Raw genomic sequence first — 17,364 nt, 5'->3', positions numbered from 1 at the left:
AGAGTGATTTATCTGTGAGTCTAAAATTTTTAATAATGTACTCAAGAAAAGCTTTTTTTATAAAAATCTTTCATCGTTAACGTACAAGTAAGAGTAAGTATGATAGCAGAAAGTACTTTTTCGTATGGATGGTAGTTATTTTGAGAAAAAACGATGAATCAGATTAATAAAATTTTCATAACACTCCTTACAATTGAGATTGTTGTTGGCGGTGGGGGGAGATTACTTGACCCATTTAACTTACCACCGCTTCGCTATTTTCTTTTTGCTATCGCTATTTTTATATTTGCACTCAATTTGGTTAGTTTAAATGCCAGATTCAAAAACGGTTCATTAGTTACAATACTAATGATACTAGCTTTGCCAATTTATGGTTGTTTGATAGGTGTCCTAAATGGTAATGGGTTAAGCGATATTGCGTTTGATTTACAGCCATATTTATATATATTTATACTTTTCTATTTATGTAGTTTGAACGATAAACTTACTGAGCATTCATTAACCATCTTTATCTCAGCAACAAAAATATTTAGTGTGTTTGCTTCTGTCGTTTACATATGTTATGTGCTTTTATTGAAAGGCGGAGTATTAAACTTTAACTCTTTGTATAACTCTTTTTCATTGACACAAGAGTTTATATTTAGACCAAGTGGCGCATTTTTCGCAAAATCATTTTTCTTTATTGGTATTGGGGCACTGTTTTTCTTTATAGAGAAAAAATACTTCCTGTTTGTATTTTCGATGGTTGCACTGTTTTTAACTGAAACAAGAGGTGTTTTTTTATTTGCTGGTATAGCGGTATTACTTGCAAGCTTACGTCTAAATGGCGCAATGAAAAATGCTGCTTATATAGGCCTCGCGCTTGCTGCGGGTTTTGCGTTGATGATCCTTGTTGGAGATAGGGCCGGTGACTCAGATTCAGTCAGGGTAAATGATTTCAATTTTGTTATAGGTGCTATGGATGGCTTAGCCTCAATTTTTGGGCATGGGTTTGGCACACAGATACTTGATAGAGGAAGGATTGAAGTTGTTCCGCTGGAGTTATTGTATAAAACAGGCGTATTTGGTTTAGTTTTATCAGCAATACCAATCGTTATTTTATCGCTAAGCACACTTATTAAATCGTATACGATTCGTAAGTTGCAGATCGTATGCGCACTGATATTTGCAGCAGGCGTTTCCATTACTAATCCCTTCCTGTATACCCCAATGGGAATATTTGTCATTGCAATGGCTATAAATTCAAATAAAAAGTCTTCTTAATCATTGCTCATTTAATATCCTGATTTTGCAATTGTTGCCTTTGTAGCTGAAAACTAGCATATCGATAATTTTTATTTGTTAAAAAAAAGACGATTTTGTTATTGTGATTCGCGATGTAGAATCGTCTTAAACACACCTGACAGGAGTATGTAATGTCCAAACAACAGATCGGCGTCGTCGGTATGGCAGTGATGGGGCGCAACCTGGCGCTCAACATCGAAAGCCGTGGTTATACCGTCTCCGTTTTCAACCGCTCCCGTGATAAAACCGAAGAAGTGATTGCCGAGAACCCAGGCAAAAAACTCGTTCCTTTCTATACGGTTCAGGAGTTCGTTGAATCTCTGGAAACGCCTCGTCGTATCCTGTTAATGGTGAAAGCAGGCGCTGGCACAGATGCGGCCATCGACTCCTTGAAACCGTATCTGGAAAAAGGCGACATCATTATCGATGGCGGTAACACCTTCTTCCACGACACCATTCGTCGTAACCGTGAATTGTCAGCTGAAGGCTTCAACTTCATCGGTACCGGTGTTTCCGGTGGTGAAGAGGGCGCGCTGAAGGGCCCATCTATCATGCCTGGCGGTCAGAAAGATGCTTATGAGCTGGTCGCACCAATCCTGACCAAAATCGCTGCCGTTGCTGAAGACGGTGAGCCGTGCGTAACCTATATCGGTCCGGACGGTGCGGGTCACTATGTGAAGATGGTTCACAACGGTATCGAATACGGTGACATGCAGCTGATCGCAGAAGCCTATTCTCTGCTGAAAGGCGGCCTGAACCTCTCCAACGATGAACTGGCGCAGACCTTCACCGACTGGAACAACGGCGAGCTGAGCAGCTACCTGATCGACATCACCAAAGACATCTTCACCAAGAAAGATGAAGAGGGTAAATACCTCGTTGATGTGATTCTTGATGAAGCCGCGAACAAAGGTACCGGTAAATGGACCAGCCAGAGTTCACTGGATCTGGGCGAGCCACTGTCACTGATCACCGAATCGGTCTTTGCACGTTACATCTCTTCTCTGAAAGAGCAGCGTGTTGCAGCATCTAAAGTGCTGACCGGTCCACAGGCGAAGCTGGCAGGTGATAAAGCAGAATTTATCGAGAAAGTCCGTCGTGCACTGTACCTGGGTAAAATCGTCTCCTATGCGCAGGGCTTCTCTCAGCTGCGTGCCGCGTCTGATGAGAACAACTGGGATCTGAACTACGGTGAAATCGCGAAGATTTTCCGTGCCGGTTGCATCATCCGTGCTCAGTTCCTGCAGAAAATTACCGATGCGTACGCTGAAAATGCGAACATCGCTAACCTGCTGCTGGCTCCATATTTCAAGCAGATTGCTGATGATTACCAGCAGGCGCTGCGTGACGTTGTGGCTTACGCAGTACAGAACGGTATTCCGGTGCCAACCTTCTCTGCTGCAGTCGCTTACTACGACAGCTACCGTGCTGCCGTTCTGCCTGCTAACCTGATTCAGGCGCAGCGCGACTACTTCGGCGCGCACACGTATAAGCGTACCGATAAAGAAGGTGTGTTCCACACCGAGTGGCTGGATTAATCTGATTTAACTCAGTCATGTAGCGAGACCCGGTGAACGTCACCGGGTTTTTTTTATTTGTAATATCCCCGTGTTGCCTCACCTGGTTCATCCGACAGGCTATACTGCAGCATAAACCACTATAATTGTCCCTTTCTGCAGCCAGCCATTCGCCTTGACATCAACTCAGCATACGAGGTAAAAACCCCAAAAGTTGCTTATTGCGGTGGGGCGGTTGTCGCTCCCGAAACTTAACTTAAAGAAGTTAATTCAATGAAAATAACAATCTCCGGAACAGGTTATGTGGGTCTCTCTAACGGGATCCTGATTGCACAGCACCATGAAGTGGTGGCCCTGGACATCGTGCAGGCCAAAGTGGATATGCTTAACCAGAAGATCTCGCCAATCGTGGATAAAGAGATCCAGGACTATCTGACCAATAAGCCGTTGAATTTCCGCGCAACCACCGACAAAGTTGACGCCTACAGCGGTGCGGATTTTGTGATCATTGCGACGCCAACCGATTACGATCCAAAAACAAACTATTTCAACACGTCAAGCGTAGAGGCGGTGATCAAGGATGTGACGGCGATTAACCCGAACGCCGTGATGATCATCAAATCGACCATTCCTGTTGGCTTTACCCAATCGATTAAAGAAGAGCTGGGTATCGATAATGTCATTTTCTCACCTGAGTTTCTGCGTGAGGGCAGGGCATTGTACGATAACCTGCACCCGTCACGTATCGTCATTGGTGAGCGCTCGGAGCGCGCGGAACGTTTTGCTGCCCTGTTGCAGGAAGGCGCCATCAAAAAGGACATCAATGTCCTGTTTACCGATGCGACGGAAGCTGAAGCCATCAAACTCTTTGCCAACACCTACCTGGCAATGCGTGTCGCGTATTTCAATGAGTTGGACAGCTACGCTGAGAGCCTGGGGTTGAATACCCGTCAGATCATCGAAGGCGTATGCCTCGACCCGCGTATCGGCAACCACTACAACAACCCGTCCTTCGGTTACGGTGGCTACTGTCTGCCGAAAGACACCAAGCAGCTGCTGGCTAACTACCAGTCCGTACCAAATAACTTAATTTCTGCGATTGTGGATGCTAACCGCACGCGCAAGGACTTCATCTCCGACTCCATTCTGGCGCGTCAGCCGAAAGTCGTTGGTGTGTATCGCCTGATCATGAAGAGCGGTTCGGATAACTTCCGTGCCTCCTCGATTCAGGGGATTATGAAGCGTATTAAGGCGAAAGGCGTTCAGGTCATCATTTATGAACCAGTAATGAAAGAAGATGAATTCTTCCATTCACGTGTGGTTCGGGATCTGGATGCCTTCAAGAAGGAAGCGGATGTGATTATCTCTAACCGGATGGCGGAGGAGCTGTCTGACGTGGCGGATAAGGTTTATACCCGCGATCTGTTTGGTAGCGACTGATTCATCGACACCAGAAAAAAGCCCGGCATACTCGCCGGGCTTTTTTTTAAACCTTATAAAACTCGCGATACCAGTCCACGAAGTTCTTCACGCCCTCTTTAACCGAGGTCTGCGGTTTAAAACCGATAACCTCATACAGCGCTGTGGTATCCGCGCTGGTCTCCAGCACATCACCTGGCTGAATCGGCATCATGTTTTTATCCGCTTCAATGCCTAACGCCTCTTCCAGCGCAGTAATGTAGTCCATCAGTTCTACTGGCGAGCTGTTACCAATGTTATAGACACGATAAGGCGCAGAACTGGTTGCCGGGGAGCCAGACTCCACCGTCCATTCACTGTCTGCCTGAGGGATCACATCCTGCAGGCGGACAATGGCTTCAGCAATATCATCGATATAGGTGAAATCGCGCTTCATCTTACCGAAGTTATAGACGTCGATACTTTTGCCTTCCACCATTGCTTTAGTGAATTTAAACAGCGCCATGTCGGGACGACCCCACGGGCCGTAGACGGTAAAGAAGCGCAGGCCAGTGGTTGGCAGACCGTACAGATGGGAGTAAGTGTGCGACATCAGCTCGTTGGCTTTTTTGGTCGCGGCGTACAGCGAAACCGGGTGATCCACGGAGTCGTCGGTCGAGAACGGCATCTTACGATTCAATCCGTAAACGGAGCTGGATGAGGCGTACAGTAAGTGCTGCACCTTATTGTGACGGCAGCCTTCCAGCACGTTCAGATGACCCACCAGATTGGCTTCTGCATAAGCATGCGGGTTGTCCAGGGAGTAACGTACGCCCGCCTGGGCAGCGAGATGGATCACCCGATCGAATTTTTCAGCGGCGAAGAGGGCTGCCATGCCGTCGCGGTCGGCCAGTTCAAGCTTATGGAAGCTGAAGTTCGCGGAGGTGAGCAGATCAAGACGCGCCTGCTTCAGGTTCACATCGTAATAGTCATTGAGGTTGTCGATACCCACAACCTGATGTCCGGCATCCAGGAGCCGCTTGCTGACATGAGCGCCGATAAAGCCTGCTGCGCCAGTGACCAGAAATTTCATAACTGTCCTCATCTGTTACTTATCATGTCCGGTGCGTTAAGTACCGGATTTAGGGTATGATAACGCGATGCGCAGGGTTACCAAACATCATATTTTCGATATGGCTCATCGGATTCCTATAGAAAATCCGAAAACAATCGATAAACTATATCTGAAACTTTATTATTTGCGCTTTTTTGCCTTCTAAGGATTATATGACGCACAACAACAATAACGCGGTCATGCGAAGCAATGACCCTGAACAGATTGATTTCATTGATCTATTGTTACAGCTGTGGCGGGGGAAATGGATCATTGCTGCGTTTGTCGCCATCGCTCTGATTCTTGCCGGCGTTTACATGGTATTTGCCAAAGAGAAGTGGACTTCCACAGCGATCATCACCCAGCCGGATGCCGCCCAAATAGGCAGTTACAGCAACGCGCTTAATATTCTTTATGGTGCTAATGCTCCAAAATTAACGGATATTCAGGAGAGCGTGATTACTCGCTATAACGCTTCTTTCTCTGCGTTATCTCAGACCCTGGAAAACAAAGCCGATCCGGAAAAACTGGTCATCGAACAGTCTGTAAAAGGCCAATCGTTACCCTTAAGCATCAGCTACGTAAACGGTTCGGCTGAGGCAGCGCAAAAGCAGGTGGCGCAGTATATTCAGCAGGTTGATGAGCAGATCCAAAAAGAGCTTGAAGTTGATCTCAACGATAACATCAAGCAGCAGGTCGCGACCCTGAAGGACGTACTGAGCAACCAGGAAACTATCGCTCAGGAGCAAAAAGATCTGCGTATTAAGCAGATTACAGAAGCGTTGAAGTACGCTGAGGCTGCGAACATTACCAGCCCGAAAATTCAGCAGACACAGGACGTTACTCAGGAAACCATGTTCCTGTTAGGTACCGAAGCGCTGCAATCCATGATTGCGCATGAATCTTCACGTCCGCTGACGCTCTCCGACAGCTACTACCAAAACAAACAGAAATTGCTGGATATCGAGAAACTGAAAATCGATCCGACAACCATCCATGCGTATCGCTACGTGATGAAGCCGGACCTGCCGATTCGCCGCGATAGCCCGAAACGTTCAATCGTGCTTATCCTTGCGGTACTGCTGGGCGGTATCCTTGGCTCCGGCGTTGTGTTGGCCCGTAACGCCATGCGCAACTACCAGACCAAAGCCTGATACAGGCCTGCAAGCTGAAAAAAAACCGGGTTTCCCCGGTTTTTTTATTTGTGTCGCTGACGCAGGTTCTCAATCACGGCGGTTAAATCTAAATCCTGATCCTGCAGTAGAACCAGCAGGTGGTACATCAGGTCAGAGGCTTCATTTGTCAGCTCAGCGCGATCGTTCACGGTCGCGGCCAGGGCCGTCTCTACACCTTCTTCCCCCACTTTTTGCGCGATACGCTTGGTGCCGCTGGCATAGAGCTTCGCGGTATAAGAGCTTTGCGGGTCGGCAGTTTTACGCTCAGCCAGCAGTTGTTCAAGCTGATACAGGAACAGCCACTGGTGGCTGGCATCGCCAAAGCAGCTGCTGGTGCCCAGGTGGCAGGTCGGCCCGATGGGGTTCACCAGCACCAGCAGGGTATCGTTATCGCAGTCCGGAGTGATGCTGACCACGTTCAGAAAATGGCCGGAGGTTTCGCCTTTGGTCCACAGACGCTGTTTGGTGCGCGAGAAAAAGGTTACTTTACCGCTGTCGATGGTCTTCGCCAGGGCGTCCTGATTCATATAACCCAGCATCAGTACTTCACCGGATACCGCGTGCTGCACGACCACCGGCATCAAACCGTCGGTTTTTTCCCAGTCCAGCTGCGCACGTTGTTGCTCTGTTAACATACCCTGATCTCCACGCCCTGATTTGCCAGGAACGTTTTTAACTCACCAATATTAATAATCTGCTTATGGAACACCGAGGCCGCCAGCGCACCGTCAACGTCGGCATCGCGGAAGGCTTCGAGGAAGTGTTCCATCGTACCTGCGCCGCCCGAGGCAATCAGCGGCACGTGGCATACCTCGCGTACTTTTTTCAGCTGCGCCAGATCGTAGCCATTACGCACACCGTCCTGATTCATCATGTTCAGCACGATCTCACCCGCGCCGCGCTTCTGTACTTCCTGCACCCAGTCCAGCGTCTCCCACTGGGTGACACGGGTGCGGCTCTCGTCGCCGGTGTACTGGTTGACGTGATATTTGCCGGTGGCTTCGTCAAACCAGGTATCAATCCCGACCACGATGCACTGCACGCCAAAGCGGTCGGCCAGACGGGTGATGAGCTCCGGATCGGCCAGAGCAGGGGAGTTGATAGAAATTTTGTCGGCGCCGAAGGTGAGGATTTTTGCCGCGTCTTCTGCCGATTTAATCCCACCCGCCACGCAGAAAGGAATATCAATCACCTCCGCCACGCGGGCGACCCAGCTTTTATCCACCACCCGGCCATCGCTGGAGGCGGTGATATCGTAAAACACCAGCTCGTCGGCACCTTCTTCCGCATAGCGTTTTGCCAGGGGGACGATATCGCCGATGATCTCGTGATTGCGGAACTGCACGCCTTTCACGACCTGACCATCACGCACGTCGAGACAAGGAATTATCCGTTTTGCCAGCATTGAATCGCCTCCTTAACCGTAAATTTTTCTTCCAGCAGGGCGCGTCCGACGATCACCCCACGTACCCCGGTCCCGCGCAGGGCCGCGATATCATTCAAATCACCAATACCGCCGGATGACTGGAACGCCACCTGCGGATAACGGGCGCAAACCTCTTCGTACAGCGACACGTTAGAACCGGCCAGCGTGCCGTCGCGGGAGATATCGGTGCATAAAACATGCTTCAGACCCACCGGCAGATAGCGCTCCACCAGCGCTTCCAGCGTCACGCCGGAGTTCTCCTGCCAGCCGCTGACCGCGACCTGTTTGTTACCCTGTTCGTCGATACGCACGTCCAGCGCCAGCACCAGCGCGTCGGCGCCAAAGCGCTTGAACCAGCCCTGTACCGTCTCAGGATTTTTTACCGCGGTAGAGCCCACCACTACGCGCGCCACGCCGGCTTCCAGCAGCGCCGCTACGTCCTCTTCGGTGCGCACGCCGCCGCCAACCTGGACCGGAACGTTCACGCCCGCGACCAGTTTTTTCAGCAGCGGGATCTGGCGTTTGGCCGGATCTTTCGCACCGGTCAGGTCAACCAGGTGCAGCACCTCGGCTCCCTGCGCGGCATAGTCCTGCAGGCGCGGCAGAGGATCCTTGCCATAGTCGCGCTGCTGGCCATAATCACCCTGGTGCAGACGGACAACCGTGCCGTCAATTAAATCTAAAGCAGGAATAATCATCACATCTCCAGAAAGTTTTTCAGCAATTGCGCGCCCGCGGCTCCGGAACGTTCCGGGTGGAACTGCACGCCGTAGAAATTGTCTTTCTGCACCGCGGCGGTGAAGGGTTCGCCATAGTGGCACTGGGCGATGGTATTCGCGTTCACCGGCATCGCGTAGCTGTGCACGAAATAGAAGTATGCTCCGTCCTCGATACCGCGGAACAGCCGATCACCCGCTTTCGGATAGACCCGGTTCCAGCCCATGTGCGGCAGCGGCAGGCCGTGATCGGTCATTTTCGGCACGTCCTCGTCGATGATGCCCAGCAGATCCACGCCGTTGGACTCTTCGCTGCGGCGGCCCAGCAGCTGCATCCCCAGACAGATGCCCAGCACCGGCTGGGTACAGGCTTTAATCAGCTCAACCAGTTCACGCTGGTGGATCTGATCCATCGCCGCCTGGGCCGTACCGACGCCCGGTAAAAAGAGTTTACTGGCGTGCAGCACCACATCCGGATCGCGGCTGACCAGCGGGTCGTAACCGTGGCGCATAATCGCGGATTTTACGGAGTTGAGGTTGGCGCAACCGGTATCGAGGATCACCACGTTCATTACAGCACTCCTTTCGACGACGGCAGGGTATCGCCTTCCACGCGAATGGCCTGGCGCAGGGTGCGGCCAAAGGCCTTAAACAGGCTCTCCACGCGGTGGTGATCGTTTTTACCTTTGGTTTTCAGGTGCAGCGTCAGGCCCATGGTGTAGGAGAGGGAGCGGAAGAAGTGCTCAACCATCTCGGTGCTCAGGTCGCCCACGCGCTGATAGGTAAAGTCGGCTTTATATTCCAGGTGCGGACGGCCGGAGATATCCAGCGCACAGCGGGCCAGGCACTCATCCATCGGCAGCACAAAGCCGAAGCGGTTGATGCCGCGCTTATCGCCCAGCGCCAGCTTGAGCGCTTCGCCCAGCGCAAGGCCGGTATCTTCCACGGTGTGGTGATCGTCAATATAGAGGTCGCCTTTAACGCCGATCTCCATGCGAAAACCGCCGTGGGTGGCGATCTGATCCAGCATATGATCGAAGAAGCCCACGCCGGTGTGGATCTTGCTACCGCCTTCGCGATCCAGCCACACCTTAACGTCGATCTGCGTCTCTTTGGTATTGCGCTCAACGTGGGAGTAACGGTCACGTTTGGTCAGCTGCTCGCCAATCATCGCCCAGTTCAGGGTCTCGCGCTGATAGCGCAGGCCGGTGATGCCCATGTTGCTCGCCAGCTCGATGTCCGTAGCGCGATCGCCAATCACGTAGCTGTTGGCTTTGTCCAGCGCCGCTTCGGCCAGATACTGCTCAACCAGCTTCACTTTCGGCTTACGGCAGTCGCAGTTGTCGGCAGGCAGGTGCGGACAAATCAGCACCTCATCAAACACCACCCCCCTGGGAGGTGAGGATCTGCATCATCAGATCGTGCGGTCCGTCAAAATCAGCCTGCGGGAAGCTGTCGGTGCCGAGGCCGTCCTGGTTGGTGATCATTACCAGCTTAAAACCGGCTTTCTGCAGCTTCAGCAGCACCGGAATGACGTCGGCTTCAAAGGCCAGTTTGTCGAAACGATCGACCTGATAATCACTGGGTGGTTCCGAAATGATAGTGCCGTCACGATCGATAAAGAGGTACTTCTGGCTCATACTTTCTCCGCATTCAGGGCGTCGATAACGCGCTGGCTCTCTTCACGGGTACCCACGGTAATGCGTAAGCAGCCACTTAAAGAGGGTTGTTTGTTCTGGTCTCGTAAGATAATGCCCTGATCCCATAAAGATTTAAATACTGCACTCGAGGCGGTAAAACGCGCCAGAACATAGTTGGTTTCTGAGTCGAAAACCTGTTCAACGCAGGGGATAGTTTTCAGCTGGCTGACGAGATATGCCCGCTCGTCGACGATCTGCGCCACCCGGCTCCGCATAGCGGTGATGCCTTCTGGCGACAGCGCCTGGGCGGCGATATCCGCTACCGGCGTCGAGAGCGGATAAGGTGCAATCACCTTCATCAGCAGGTCAATCACCTCTTTATTGGCCAGCGTAAAGCCGCAGCGCAGCCCGGCAAGAGCAAAGGCTTTGGACAGGGTACGCAGGATCACCAGGTGCGGATATTCCGTCAGCCAACCAGCGAGCGTCGCCTGTGGGCAAAACTCAATATAGGCTTCATCGGCCACCACCAGCGCTTTGCCACGGGTCATCTCAAGCAGCGTGCGGATATCCTGAGGGTTAATCAGCTGGCCGGTAGGGTTATTCGGGCTGCAGACAAATACCACCTTCACGCCGTCGAGATTGTCGGCAATGCCCTGTAAATCAAGCTGCCAGTTTTCCAGCGCAGGCACTTTACGCAGCTCAACGTTAAAGGTTTCGGTGCTTACGCTATACATGCCGTAGGTCGGTGGACAGTAGAGCACCGCATCTTTGCCCGGCTCGCAGAAGGCGCGGATCAGCAGTTCGATGCCTTCATCCGCTCCGCGGCTGACCAGCACTTGCTCCGGTTGGATACCGGCATAGGCCGCATAGTTCTCGATCACCGCTTTCGGCTGACACTCCGGGTAGCGGTTCAGCGACTGCTGGGTCAGCTCAAAGCTGACGGCGGTAGGGAATTCATTGGCGTTCAGCCACACGTCGCCATTGCCACCCAGTCGGCGGGCAGACTGATACGGGGTCAGGGCGCGAACGTTTTCGCGGGCTAACTCTTCAATACTCATGCTTGCTCCTTCAGGGCGGCAACGCGCAGCGTCACGGCATTTTTGTGGGCGGTCAGACGTTCGGCGGCGGCCAGCGTTTCGATGGTCGCGGCGAGGGAGGCAAAGCCCTCACGCGAAAGCTCCTGCACGGTCATGCGCTTCTGGAAATCCGCCAGCCCGAGGCTGGAACAGGTGGAGGTATAGCCGTAGGTCGGCAGCACGTGATTGGTGCCGGAGGCGTAATCACCCGCGGATTCCGGCGACCAGTCGCCAAGGAACACCGAACCGGCGCTGGTGATGCTGTCGACCAGCTCACGGGCGTTGCGGGTCTGAATGATCAGGTGCTCCGGGCCGTAGAGGTTTGAAATCGCGATGCACTGCGCCAGATCCCTGGCCACAATCAGGCGGCTGGCGGAGAGCGCCTGGCGGGCGGTGTCGGCACGTGGCAGATCGGCCAGCTGTCGTTCAACCGCTTCGCCAACCCGTTTTGCCATGCTGGCGTCCGGCGTCAGCAGGATAACCTGCGAGTCCGGGCCGTGCTCTGCCTGGGAGAGCAGATCCGAGGCCACGAAATCCGGCGTCGCGCCGCTGTCGGCGATAACCAGCACTTCCGACGGGCCAGCCGGCATGTCGATGGCCGCACCGTCCAGCCGCTGGCTGACCTGACGCTTGGCTTCGGTGACAAAAGCGTTGCCCGGGCCGAAGATTTTATCCACGCGCGGCACAGATTCGGTGCCCAAAGCCAGCGCTGCGATAGCCTGAGCCCCGCCGACGTTGAAAATCTCCTGTACCCCGCACAGCTGTGCGGCATACAGAATTTCATCGGCAATCGGTGGCGGAGAGCAGAGCACCACTTTGCGGCAACCGGCGATACGAGCCGGGGTCGCCAGCATCAATACGGTTGAGAAGAGGGGGGCGGAGCCACCCGGAATATACAAACCCACCGAGTCGACCGGACGGGTCACCTGCTGGCAACGCACGCCGGGCAGGGTTTCCACATCGACGGTTTGCAGCTGCTGTGCGGTGTGGAAGGTATCAATGTTCTGCACCGCGACGGCCATCGCCTGCTTTAACTCATCGCTCAGACGCGCTGCGGCCTCGGCAATCGCCTGCTCGCTCACCTTCAGCGCGCCGACCTCAGTTTTGTCGAATTTCGCGCTGTACTCACGCAGGGCGTCGTCGCCACGGGTTTTCACGTTTTCCAGAATCTCCGCCACGGTGCGGGTGATGCTTTCCGACGCGGAGATGGCCGGGCGCATCAGCAGGTCACGCTGCTGTTCTGCGTTACAGGTGTTCCAGTCGATAACGGTGTTAAAGGTCATGGCTGTTACTCCATCATCTTCTCAATTGGTAACACCAGGATTGAGCTGGCGCCCAGCGCCTTCAGTTTTTCCATGGTTTCCCAGAACAGGGTTTCGCTGCTGACCATATGCATCGCCACGCGCTGCTGATCGCCAGCCAGCGGCAGAATGGTTGGACGTTCCGCGCCCGGCAGCAGAGCGATCACCTCATCCAGACGCTCGGTCGGGGCGTGCATCATGATGTATTTGGATTCGCGGGCCTGGATCACCCCCTGAATACGGGTCAGCAGGCGGTCAATCAGTTGCTGCTTGGCTTCCGGCATTTCGCCGTCGCGCTGGATCAGACAGGCTTTGGAGCGGTAGATCACTTCCACTTCGCGCAGGCCGTTGGCTTCCAGGGTGGCGCCGGTGGAGACCAGGTCGCAAATCGCATCAGCCAGACCGGCACGCGGTGCCACTTCCACTGAGCCGTTCAGCAGGCAGGATTTAAACTGCACCCCTTTCTGATCGAGGTAACGCTTCAGCAGGTGAGGGTAGGAGGTGGCGATACGCTTGCCGTTCAGCCCGGCAGGGCCGTCCCAGGCTTCGTCAGCCGGGGTGGCCAGCGACAGGCGGCAGCCTCCAAAGTCCAGACGGCGCAGGGTGAAGTAGCGCGGGTCTTCGCCCTGCGCGCGGCGGGTCAGGAGCTCTTCTTCCAGCACGTTTTCGCCAATGATGCCCAGATCCACCACGCCGTCCATCACCAGGCCCGGAATGTCGTCGTCACGCACGCGCAGAATATCAATCGGCATATTCTCTGCCAGCGCGATCAGGCGCTGGGTGTGCAGGTTGATTTTAATGCCGCAGCGGGCCAGCAGTTCGCGGGAATCGTCGCTAAGACGACCTGATTTCTGCATAGCTATGCGTAAACGTGAATTATCTAACATTGTCGGTTCCTCATGATCCTGTTGTAACTTGCCTGAACACGGTCCAAAAAAAAGCCCCCCGGAAGATGATCTTCCGGGGGCTTTTTCTTGCGTTCATGCACCGCTGGAAGATCTAACTGTCTTCCAGCACACATCGCCTGAAAGACTAGTCAGGATGATGGTGATGATGGTGGTGTTTAAATTGAACGCGTGTCATAAAATTCTCGATGAATGCTTATTCATGTGATGTCGTTTAACCTAAACCACTTGCGCTACATAAAGCAAGGGCTTTTTTTTATCATTAAATGATTTCATATTGGCGCTATCAATTGTCAGTTGCGCATGGCTGGCGTAGCCTTACAGCAGAGGCGTAAAAGTCAGGAGAAAACGCATGAAAAAGGTCGCAATTGTCGGTCTGGGATGGCTTGGAATGCCGCTGGCCATGTCGCTACTGGCGCGGGGCTGGGAGGTCACCGGCAGTAAAACCACAGCGGATGGGGTCGAGGCGGCGCGGATGTGCGGCATCGAGAGCGTTCAATTGCGCCTGGAGCCAGAGCTGGTGTGCGATACCGACGATCTGGATACGCTGATGGGTGATGTGGATGCGCTGGTAATTACGCTGCCGGCGCGCCGTACCGGGCCGGGCGAGTCTTATTATCTGCAGGCGGTACAGGAAATTGTCGACAGCGCCCTCGCGCACCATATTCCCCGCATTATTTTCACCAGTTCCACTTCGGTATATGGCGATGTCGAAGGTGCCGTAAAAGAGAATATGCCGCGCCAGCCGGTAACGGCCAGCGGGCGGGTTTTAAAAGAGCTGGAAGACTGGCTGCATAATTTACCCGGCACTCAGGTGGATATATTACGCCTTGCGGGGCTGGTGGGGCCCGGTCGCCATCCCGGTCGTTTTTTTGCAGGGAAATCAGCGCCTGACGGACAACATGGCGTCAATCTCGTGCACCTTGAAGACGTGATCGGCGCAATTACCCTGTTATTACAGGCCCCGAAAGGCGGGCACATCTATAATATATGTGCGCCCTCTCATCCTGCACGCAGTACATTTTATCCGGTGATGTCGCGTCAGCTCGGCCTGGCGCCGCCGCACTTCCACGATGCCCCTGGAGAGGGGAAGGGCAAATTGATTGATGGGAACCGCATCTGTCATGAACTGGGATTTGAGTATCTCTTTCCCGATCCGCTGGTTATGCCTATGGAGTAACGCCGCTGGCGGAGCGTAAGCGCACCACAAGGGGGGTGAGCATGAAACCGCTGCTGGATGTCCTTATTATCCTTGATGCACTGGAAAAGGAGGGGAGCTTTGCTGCGGCCTCGGCGAAGCTCTTTAAAACCCCCTCAGCGCTCAGCTACACCGTTCATAAGCTCGAAAGCGATCTCAATATTCAGATCCTCGACCGCTCCGGCCACCGGGCGCGCTTTACCCGCACCGGGCAGATGCTGCTGGAGAAAGGGCGGGACGTATTGCATACGGTACGTGAGCTGGAAAAGCAGGCCGTAAAACTGCATCAGGGCTGGGAAAACGAGCTGATTATTGGTGTGGATGATACCTTTCCGTTTTCCCTGCTGGCACCGCTTATCGAGGCCTTTTACGAGCGACACAGCGTTACCCGTCTCAAGTTTATCAATGGTGTGTTAGCCGGCTCCTGGGAGTCACTGGTGCAGGGGCGGGCAGATATCGTTGTCGGCGCGCTGCACGAGCCACCGCAGCTCAGCGATTTTGGCTTTGCCTGTCTTGGGCAACTGGAACAGGTATTCGTTGTCGCTCCACACCATCCGCTGGCCCAGGAGCCGGAGCCGGTAAACCGCCGGACGATTAAAAATTATCGCGCGATTGTGGTGGGTGACAGTTCATTACCGGGCAGTGCGGCCTCTTCGCAGCTCCTGGACGATCAGGAAGCCATTACCGTATTTGATTTTAAAACCAAGCTGGAGCTGCAAATTAGCGGCTTAGGCTGTGGCTATCTGCCGCGTTATTTAGCCCAGCGTTTTATTGAAAGCGGTGCGCTGGTCGAGAAACAGGTTATCGCGCAATCCAGTTATGATTCCGTATGGATTGGCTGGAATGACCAGACTGCGGGGCTTGCCAGTGCATGGTGGCGACAAGAAATTTTAGCAAATAGTGCTATCGCTGCCGTTTATGCGCAGGGCGTCGCTGAGAAATCAGGTGATTAAATAAAAATTTAACTTTAGGATGCCTTTCGATCTCTTGCATTTTCGCTATCATTTAGGGAAAATGCGCCGCAGCAAACATGGAATAATCGACGATATAAAAGGCGTCGATTATTTTTTTTTGCATGTAAGAAAACCATTAAATCCAAGAGGCCGGGCTTCGTACCGGATAGATATTTACTAAAATCCGACAGTTGTTGTCGCTGAGGAAGAAAGAAATGGGGCAATCATTCGCTTACGTGGCGGTATTCACCGTAAAGGAGAATAACTATGTCGCATAACGCAACTCCAAAAACCTCTCGCGTGGAATTACGTAAAACGCTTACGTTGATTCCGGTTGTTATGATGGGCCTTGCCTATATGCAGCCGATGACGCTGTTCGATACGTTTGGTATCGTTTCAGGCCTCACTGACGGTCACGTTGCAACGGCGTATGCCTTTGCGCTGATCGCGATCCTCTTTACCGCGCTGAGCTACGGCAAGCTGGTTCGCCGCTTCCCGTCCGCAGGCTCTGCGTACACCTATGCTCAGAAGTCCATTAGCCCGGCAGTTGGCTTTATGGTGGGCTGGTCATCCCTGCTGGACTACCTGTTCATGCCGATGATCAACATCCTTCTGGCAAAAATTTACTTCGAAGCGCTGGTGCCTTCCGTACCGTCGTGGATCTTCGTTGTGGCGCTGGTGGCCTTTATGACCATCTCTAACCTGCGCAGCATCAAGACCGTGGCCAACTTCAACACCCTGATTGTTATCCTGCAGATGGGTATTGTGGCGGTGATCGTCGGTCTGATCATTTACGGCGTTTCTCACGGTGAAGGCGCAGGTACGCTGACCAGCACCCGTCCGTTCTGGTCTGAAGGCGCGCATGTCGTGCCGATGATCACCGGTGCGACCATCCTGTGCTTCTCGTTCCTCGGCTTCGACGGTATCTCTTCGCTGTCTGAAGAGACCAAAGACGCTGAGCGTGTGATCCCGCGTGCTATCTTCCTGACAGCATTGATTGGCGGCATCATCTTTATCGGTGCCTCTTACTTCCTGCAGCTGTACTTCCCGGATATCTCTCGCTTCAAAGATCCGGACGCGTCACAGCCGGAAATCATGCTGTATGTTGCCGGTAAAACCTTCCAGTGGGGCGTGCTGATCTTCTCCAGCGTGACCGTTCTGGCATCCGGTATGGCGGCACACGCCGGCGTTTCCCGTCTGATGTACGTGATGGGCCGTGATGGCGTATTCCCGACTCGCTTCTTCGGTTATGTTCATCCGAAATGGCGTACCCCGGCATGGAACGTGCTGCTGGTGGGTGCCATTGCGTTGCTGGCGATTAACTTCGACCTGGTTACCGCGACTGCGCTGATCAACTTCGGTGCGCTGGTTGCCTTTACCTTTGTTAACCTCTCCGTGATCTCTCAGTTCTGGATCCGTGAGAAGCGCAACAAAACGCTGAAAGACCACTTCAACTACCTGCTGCTGCCGGTATGTGGTGCGCTGACCGTCGGTGCGCTGTGGATCAACCTGGAAGAGAGCTCAATGGTTCTGGGTCTGATCTGGGGTGGTATCGGTCTGATTTACCTGGCATGCGTAACCAAAAGCTTCCGCAACCCGGTTCCTCAGTACGAAGACGTAGCATAATAAATCTTCAGGCCCGGCAAGCATCGCGCCGCCGG

Annotated in this window: 16 protein-coding genes, 1 pseudogene and 1 other annotated feature; of the genes and pseudogenes, 7 read left to right on the top strand and 10 right to left on the bottom strand. The window is 53.3% G+C overall.

Going from position 1 to position 17,364, the window contains the following annotated elements; genetic code table 11:
- Nucleotides 1–153 precede the first annotated feature (153 nt).
- The 3 genes from AAHB66_RS15220 (at nucleotide 154) to ugd (ending at nucleotide 4,241) form a co-directional block, all read left to right on the top strand.
- Complete coding sequence (locus AAHB66_RS15220) at nucleotides 154–1,263, top strand: oligosaccharide repeat unit polymerase (protein ID WP_347113482.1); 1,110 nt, start codon at nucleotides 154–156, stop codon at nucleotides 1,261–1,263.
- A 152-nt stretch (nucleotides 1,264–1,415) separates the two neighbouring features.
- Complete coding sequence (gene gndA, locus AAHB66_RS15215; RefSeq protein ID WP_225758465.1) at nucleotides 1,416–2,822, top strand: NADP-dependent phosphogluconate dehydrogenase; 1,407 nt, start codon at nucleotides 1,416–1,418, stop codon at nucleotides 2,820–2,822.
- Nucleotides 2,823–3,074: 252 nt separating this feature from the next.
- Nucleotides 3,075–4,241 (top strand): UDP-glucose 6-dehydrogenase, encoded by a 1,167-nt coding sequence (gene ugd, locus AAHB66_RS15210; protein ID WP_106993475.1) that lies wholly within the window; start codon nucleotides 3,075–3,077, stop codon nucleotides 4,239–4,241.
- 46 nt (nucleotides 4,242–4,287) lie between these two features.
- On the opposite strand, the gene AAHB66_RS15205 is transcribed toward ugd, so the two are convergent.
- A complete protein-coding gene (locus AAHB66_RS15205; RefSeq protein ID WP_191152442.1) occupies nucleotides 4,288–5,292 on the bottom strand; it encodes an NAD-dependent epimerase in 1,005 nt (334 codons plus the stop codon).
- Nucleotides 5,293–5,486: 194 nt separating this feature from the next.
- On the opposite strand from AAHB66_RS15205, the gene wzzB reads away from it, so the two are divergent.
- Complete coding sequence (gene wzzB / locus AAHB66_RS15200; protein ID WP_347113481.1) at nucleotides 5,487–6,467, top strand: LPS O-antigen chain length determinant protein WzzB; 981 nt, start codon at nucleotides 5,487–5,489, stop codon at nucleotides 6,465–6,467.
- Nucleotides 6,468–6,511: 44 nt separating this feature from the next.
- Here wzzB and hisIE read toward each other — a convergent pair whose 3' ends face one another.
- The 9 genes and pseudogenes from hisIE to hisL form a co-directional block, all read right to left on the bottom strand.
- On the bottom strand, nucleotides 6,512–7,123 hold the full coding sequence (gene hisIE / locus AAHB66_RS15195) for a bifunctional phosphoribosyl-AMP cyclohydrolase/phosphoribosyl-ATP diphosphatase HisIE (RefSeq protein WP_191152444.1): 612 nt from the start codon (nucleotides 7,121–7,123) through the stop codon (nucleotides 6,512–6,514).
- Entirely contained in the window at nucleotides 7,117–7,893 is a 777-nt protein-coding gene (gene hisF, locus AAHB66_RS15190; protein ID WP_347113480.1) for an imidazole glycerol phosphate synthase subunit HisF, read from the bottom strand. The genes hisIE and hisF overlap by 7 nt, the downstream gene beginning before the upstream one ends.
- Nucleotides 7,875–8,612, bottom strand: coding sequence for a 1-(5-phosphoribosyl)-5-[(5-phosphoribosylamino)methylideneamino]imidazole-4-carboxamide isomerase (gene hisA / locus AAHB66_RS15185; protein WP_347113479.1), 738 nt, complete (start codon nucleotides 8,610–8,612; stop codon nucleotides 7,875–7,877). Before hisA ends, hisF begins: the two co-directional genes overlap by 19 nt.
- Nucleotides 8,612–9,202, bottom strand: a complete 591-nt coding sequence (gene hisH, locus AAHB66_RS15180; protein ID WP_191152447.1) for an imidazole glycerol phosphate synthase subunit HisH — start codon at nucleotides 9,200–9,202, stop codon at nucleotides 8,612–8,614. Before hisH ends, hisA begins: the two co-directional genes overlap by 1 nt.
- Nucleotides 9,202–10,270, bottom strand: a pseudogene (gene hisB / locus AAHB66_RS15175) (bifunctional histidinol-phosphatase/imidazoleglycerol-phosphate dehydratase HisB). Before hisB ends, hisH begins: the two are co-directional and overlap by 1 nt.
- Nucleotides 10,267–11,328 carry a histidinol-phosphate transaminase gene (hisC, locus tag AAHB66_RS15170; protein WP_191152449.1) on the bottom strand — a complete coding sequence of 354 codons (1,062 nt, stop codon included), beginning with the start codon at nucleotides 11,326–11,328 and terminating at the stop codon, nucleotides 10,267–10,269. Before hisC ends, hisB begins: the two are co-directional and overlap by 4 nt.
- On the bottom strand, nucleotides 11,325–12,629 hold the full coding sequence (gene hisD / locus AAHB66_RS15165; RefSeq protein WP_347113478.1) for a histidinol dehydrogenase: 1,305 nt from the start codon (nucleotides 12,627–12,629) through the stop codon (nucleotides 11,325–11,327). Before hisD ends, hisC begins: the two co-directional genes overlap by 4 nt.
- A 5-nt stretch (nucleotides 12,630–12,634) precedes the next feature.
- On the bottom strand, nucleotides 12,635–13,534 hold the full coding sequence (hisG, locus tag AAHB66_RS15160; RefSeq protein WP_250584595.1) for an ATP phosphoribosyltransferase: 900 nt from the start codon (nucleotides 13,532–13,534) through the stop codon (nucleotides 12,635–12,637).
- A gap of 45 nt (nucleotides 13,535–13,579) precedes the next feature.
- Nucleotides 13,580–13,704 (bottom strand) — a sequence feature (His leader region).
- Nucleotides 13,680–13,730, bottom strand: coding sequence for a his operon leader peptide (hisL, locus tag AAHB66_RS15155; RefSeq protein ID WP_001364200.1), 51 nt, complete (start codon nucleotides 13,728–13,730; stop codon nucleotides 13,680–13,682). It overlaps the preceding feature by 25 nt.
- A 174-nt stretch (nucleotides 13,731–13,904) precedes the next feature.
- Here hisL and AAHB66_RS15150 point away from each other — a divergent pair, with 174 nt between their 5' ends.
- The 3 genes from AAHB66_RS15150 to AAHB66_RS15140 all read left to right on the top strand — a co-directional run bounded on the left by AAHB66_RS15150 (nucleotide 13,905) and on the right by AAHB66_RS15140 (nucleotide 17,329).
- Nucleotides 13,905–14,732, top strand: coding sequence for an SDR family oxidoreductase (locus tag AAHB66_RS15150; RefSeq protein WP_191152452.1), 828 nt, complete (start codon nucleotides 13,905–13,907; stop codon nucleotides 14,730–14,732).
- 41 nt (nucleotides 14,733–14,773) lie between these two features.
- Entirely contained in the window at nucleotides 14,774–15,703 is a 930-nt protein-coding gene (locus tag AAHB66_RS15145; protein ID WP_191152453.1) for a LysR substrate-binding domain-containing protein, read from the top strand.
- Between the two features lie 267 nt (nucleotides 15,704–15,970).
- Nucleotides 15,971–17,329: an APC family permease gene (locus AAHB66_RS15140; RefSeq protein WP_185902373.1), complete on the top strand. Its 1,359-nt coding sequence runs from the start codon at nucleotides 15,971–15,973 to the stop codon at nucleotides 17,327–17,329.
- Nucleotides 17,330–17,364: the final 35 nt, after the last annotated feature.

The sequence above is a fragment of the Leclercia sp. S52 genome (assembly GCF_039727615.1).
In the GTDB taxonomy this organism is placed as follows: domain Bacteria; phylum Pseudomonadota; class Gammaproteobacteria; order Enterobacterales; family Enterobacteriaceae; genus Enterobacter; species Enterobacter adecarboxylatus_B.
The sequence above is the reverse complement of the archived record's forward strand: the minus strand, read 5'-3'. Positions and strand labels throughout refer to the sequence as shown.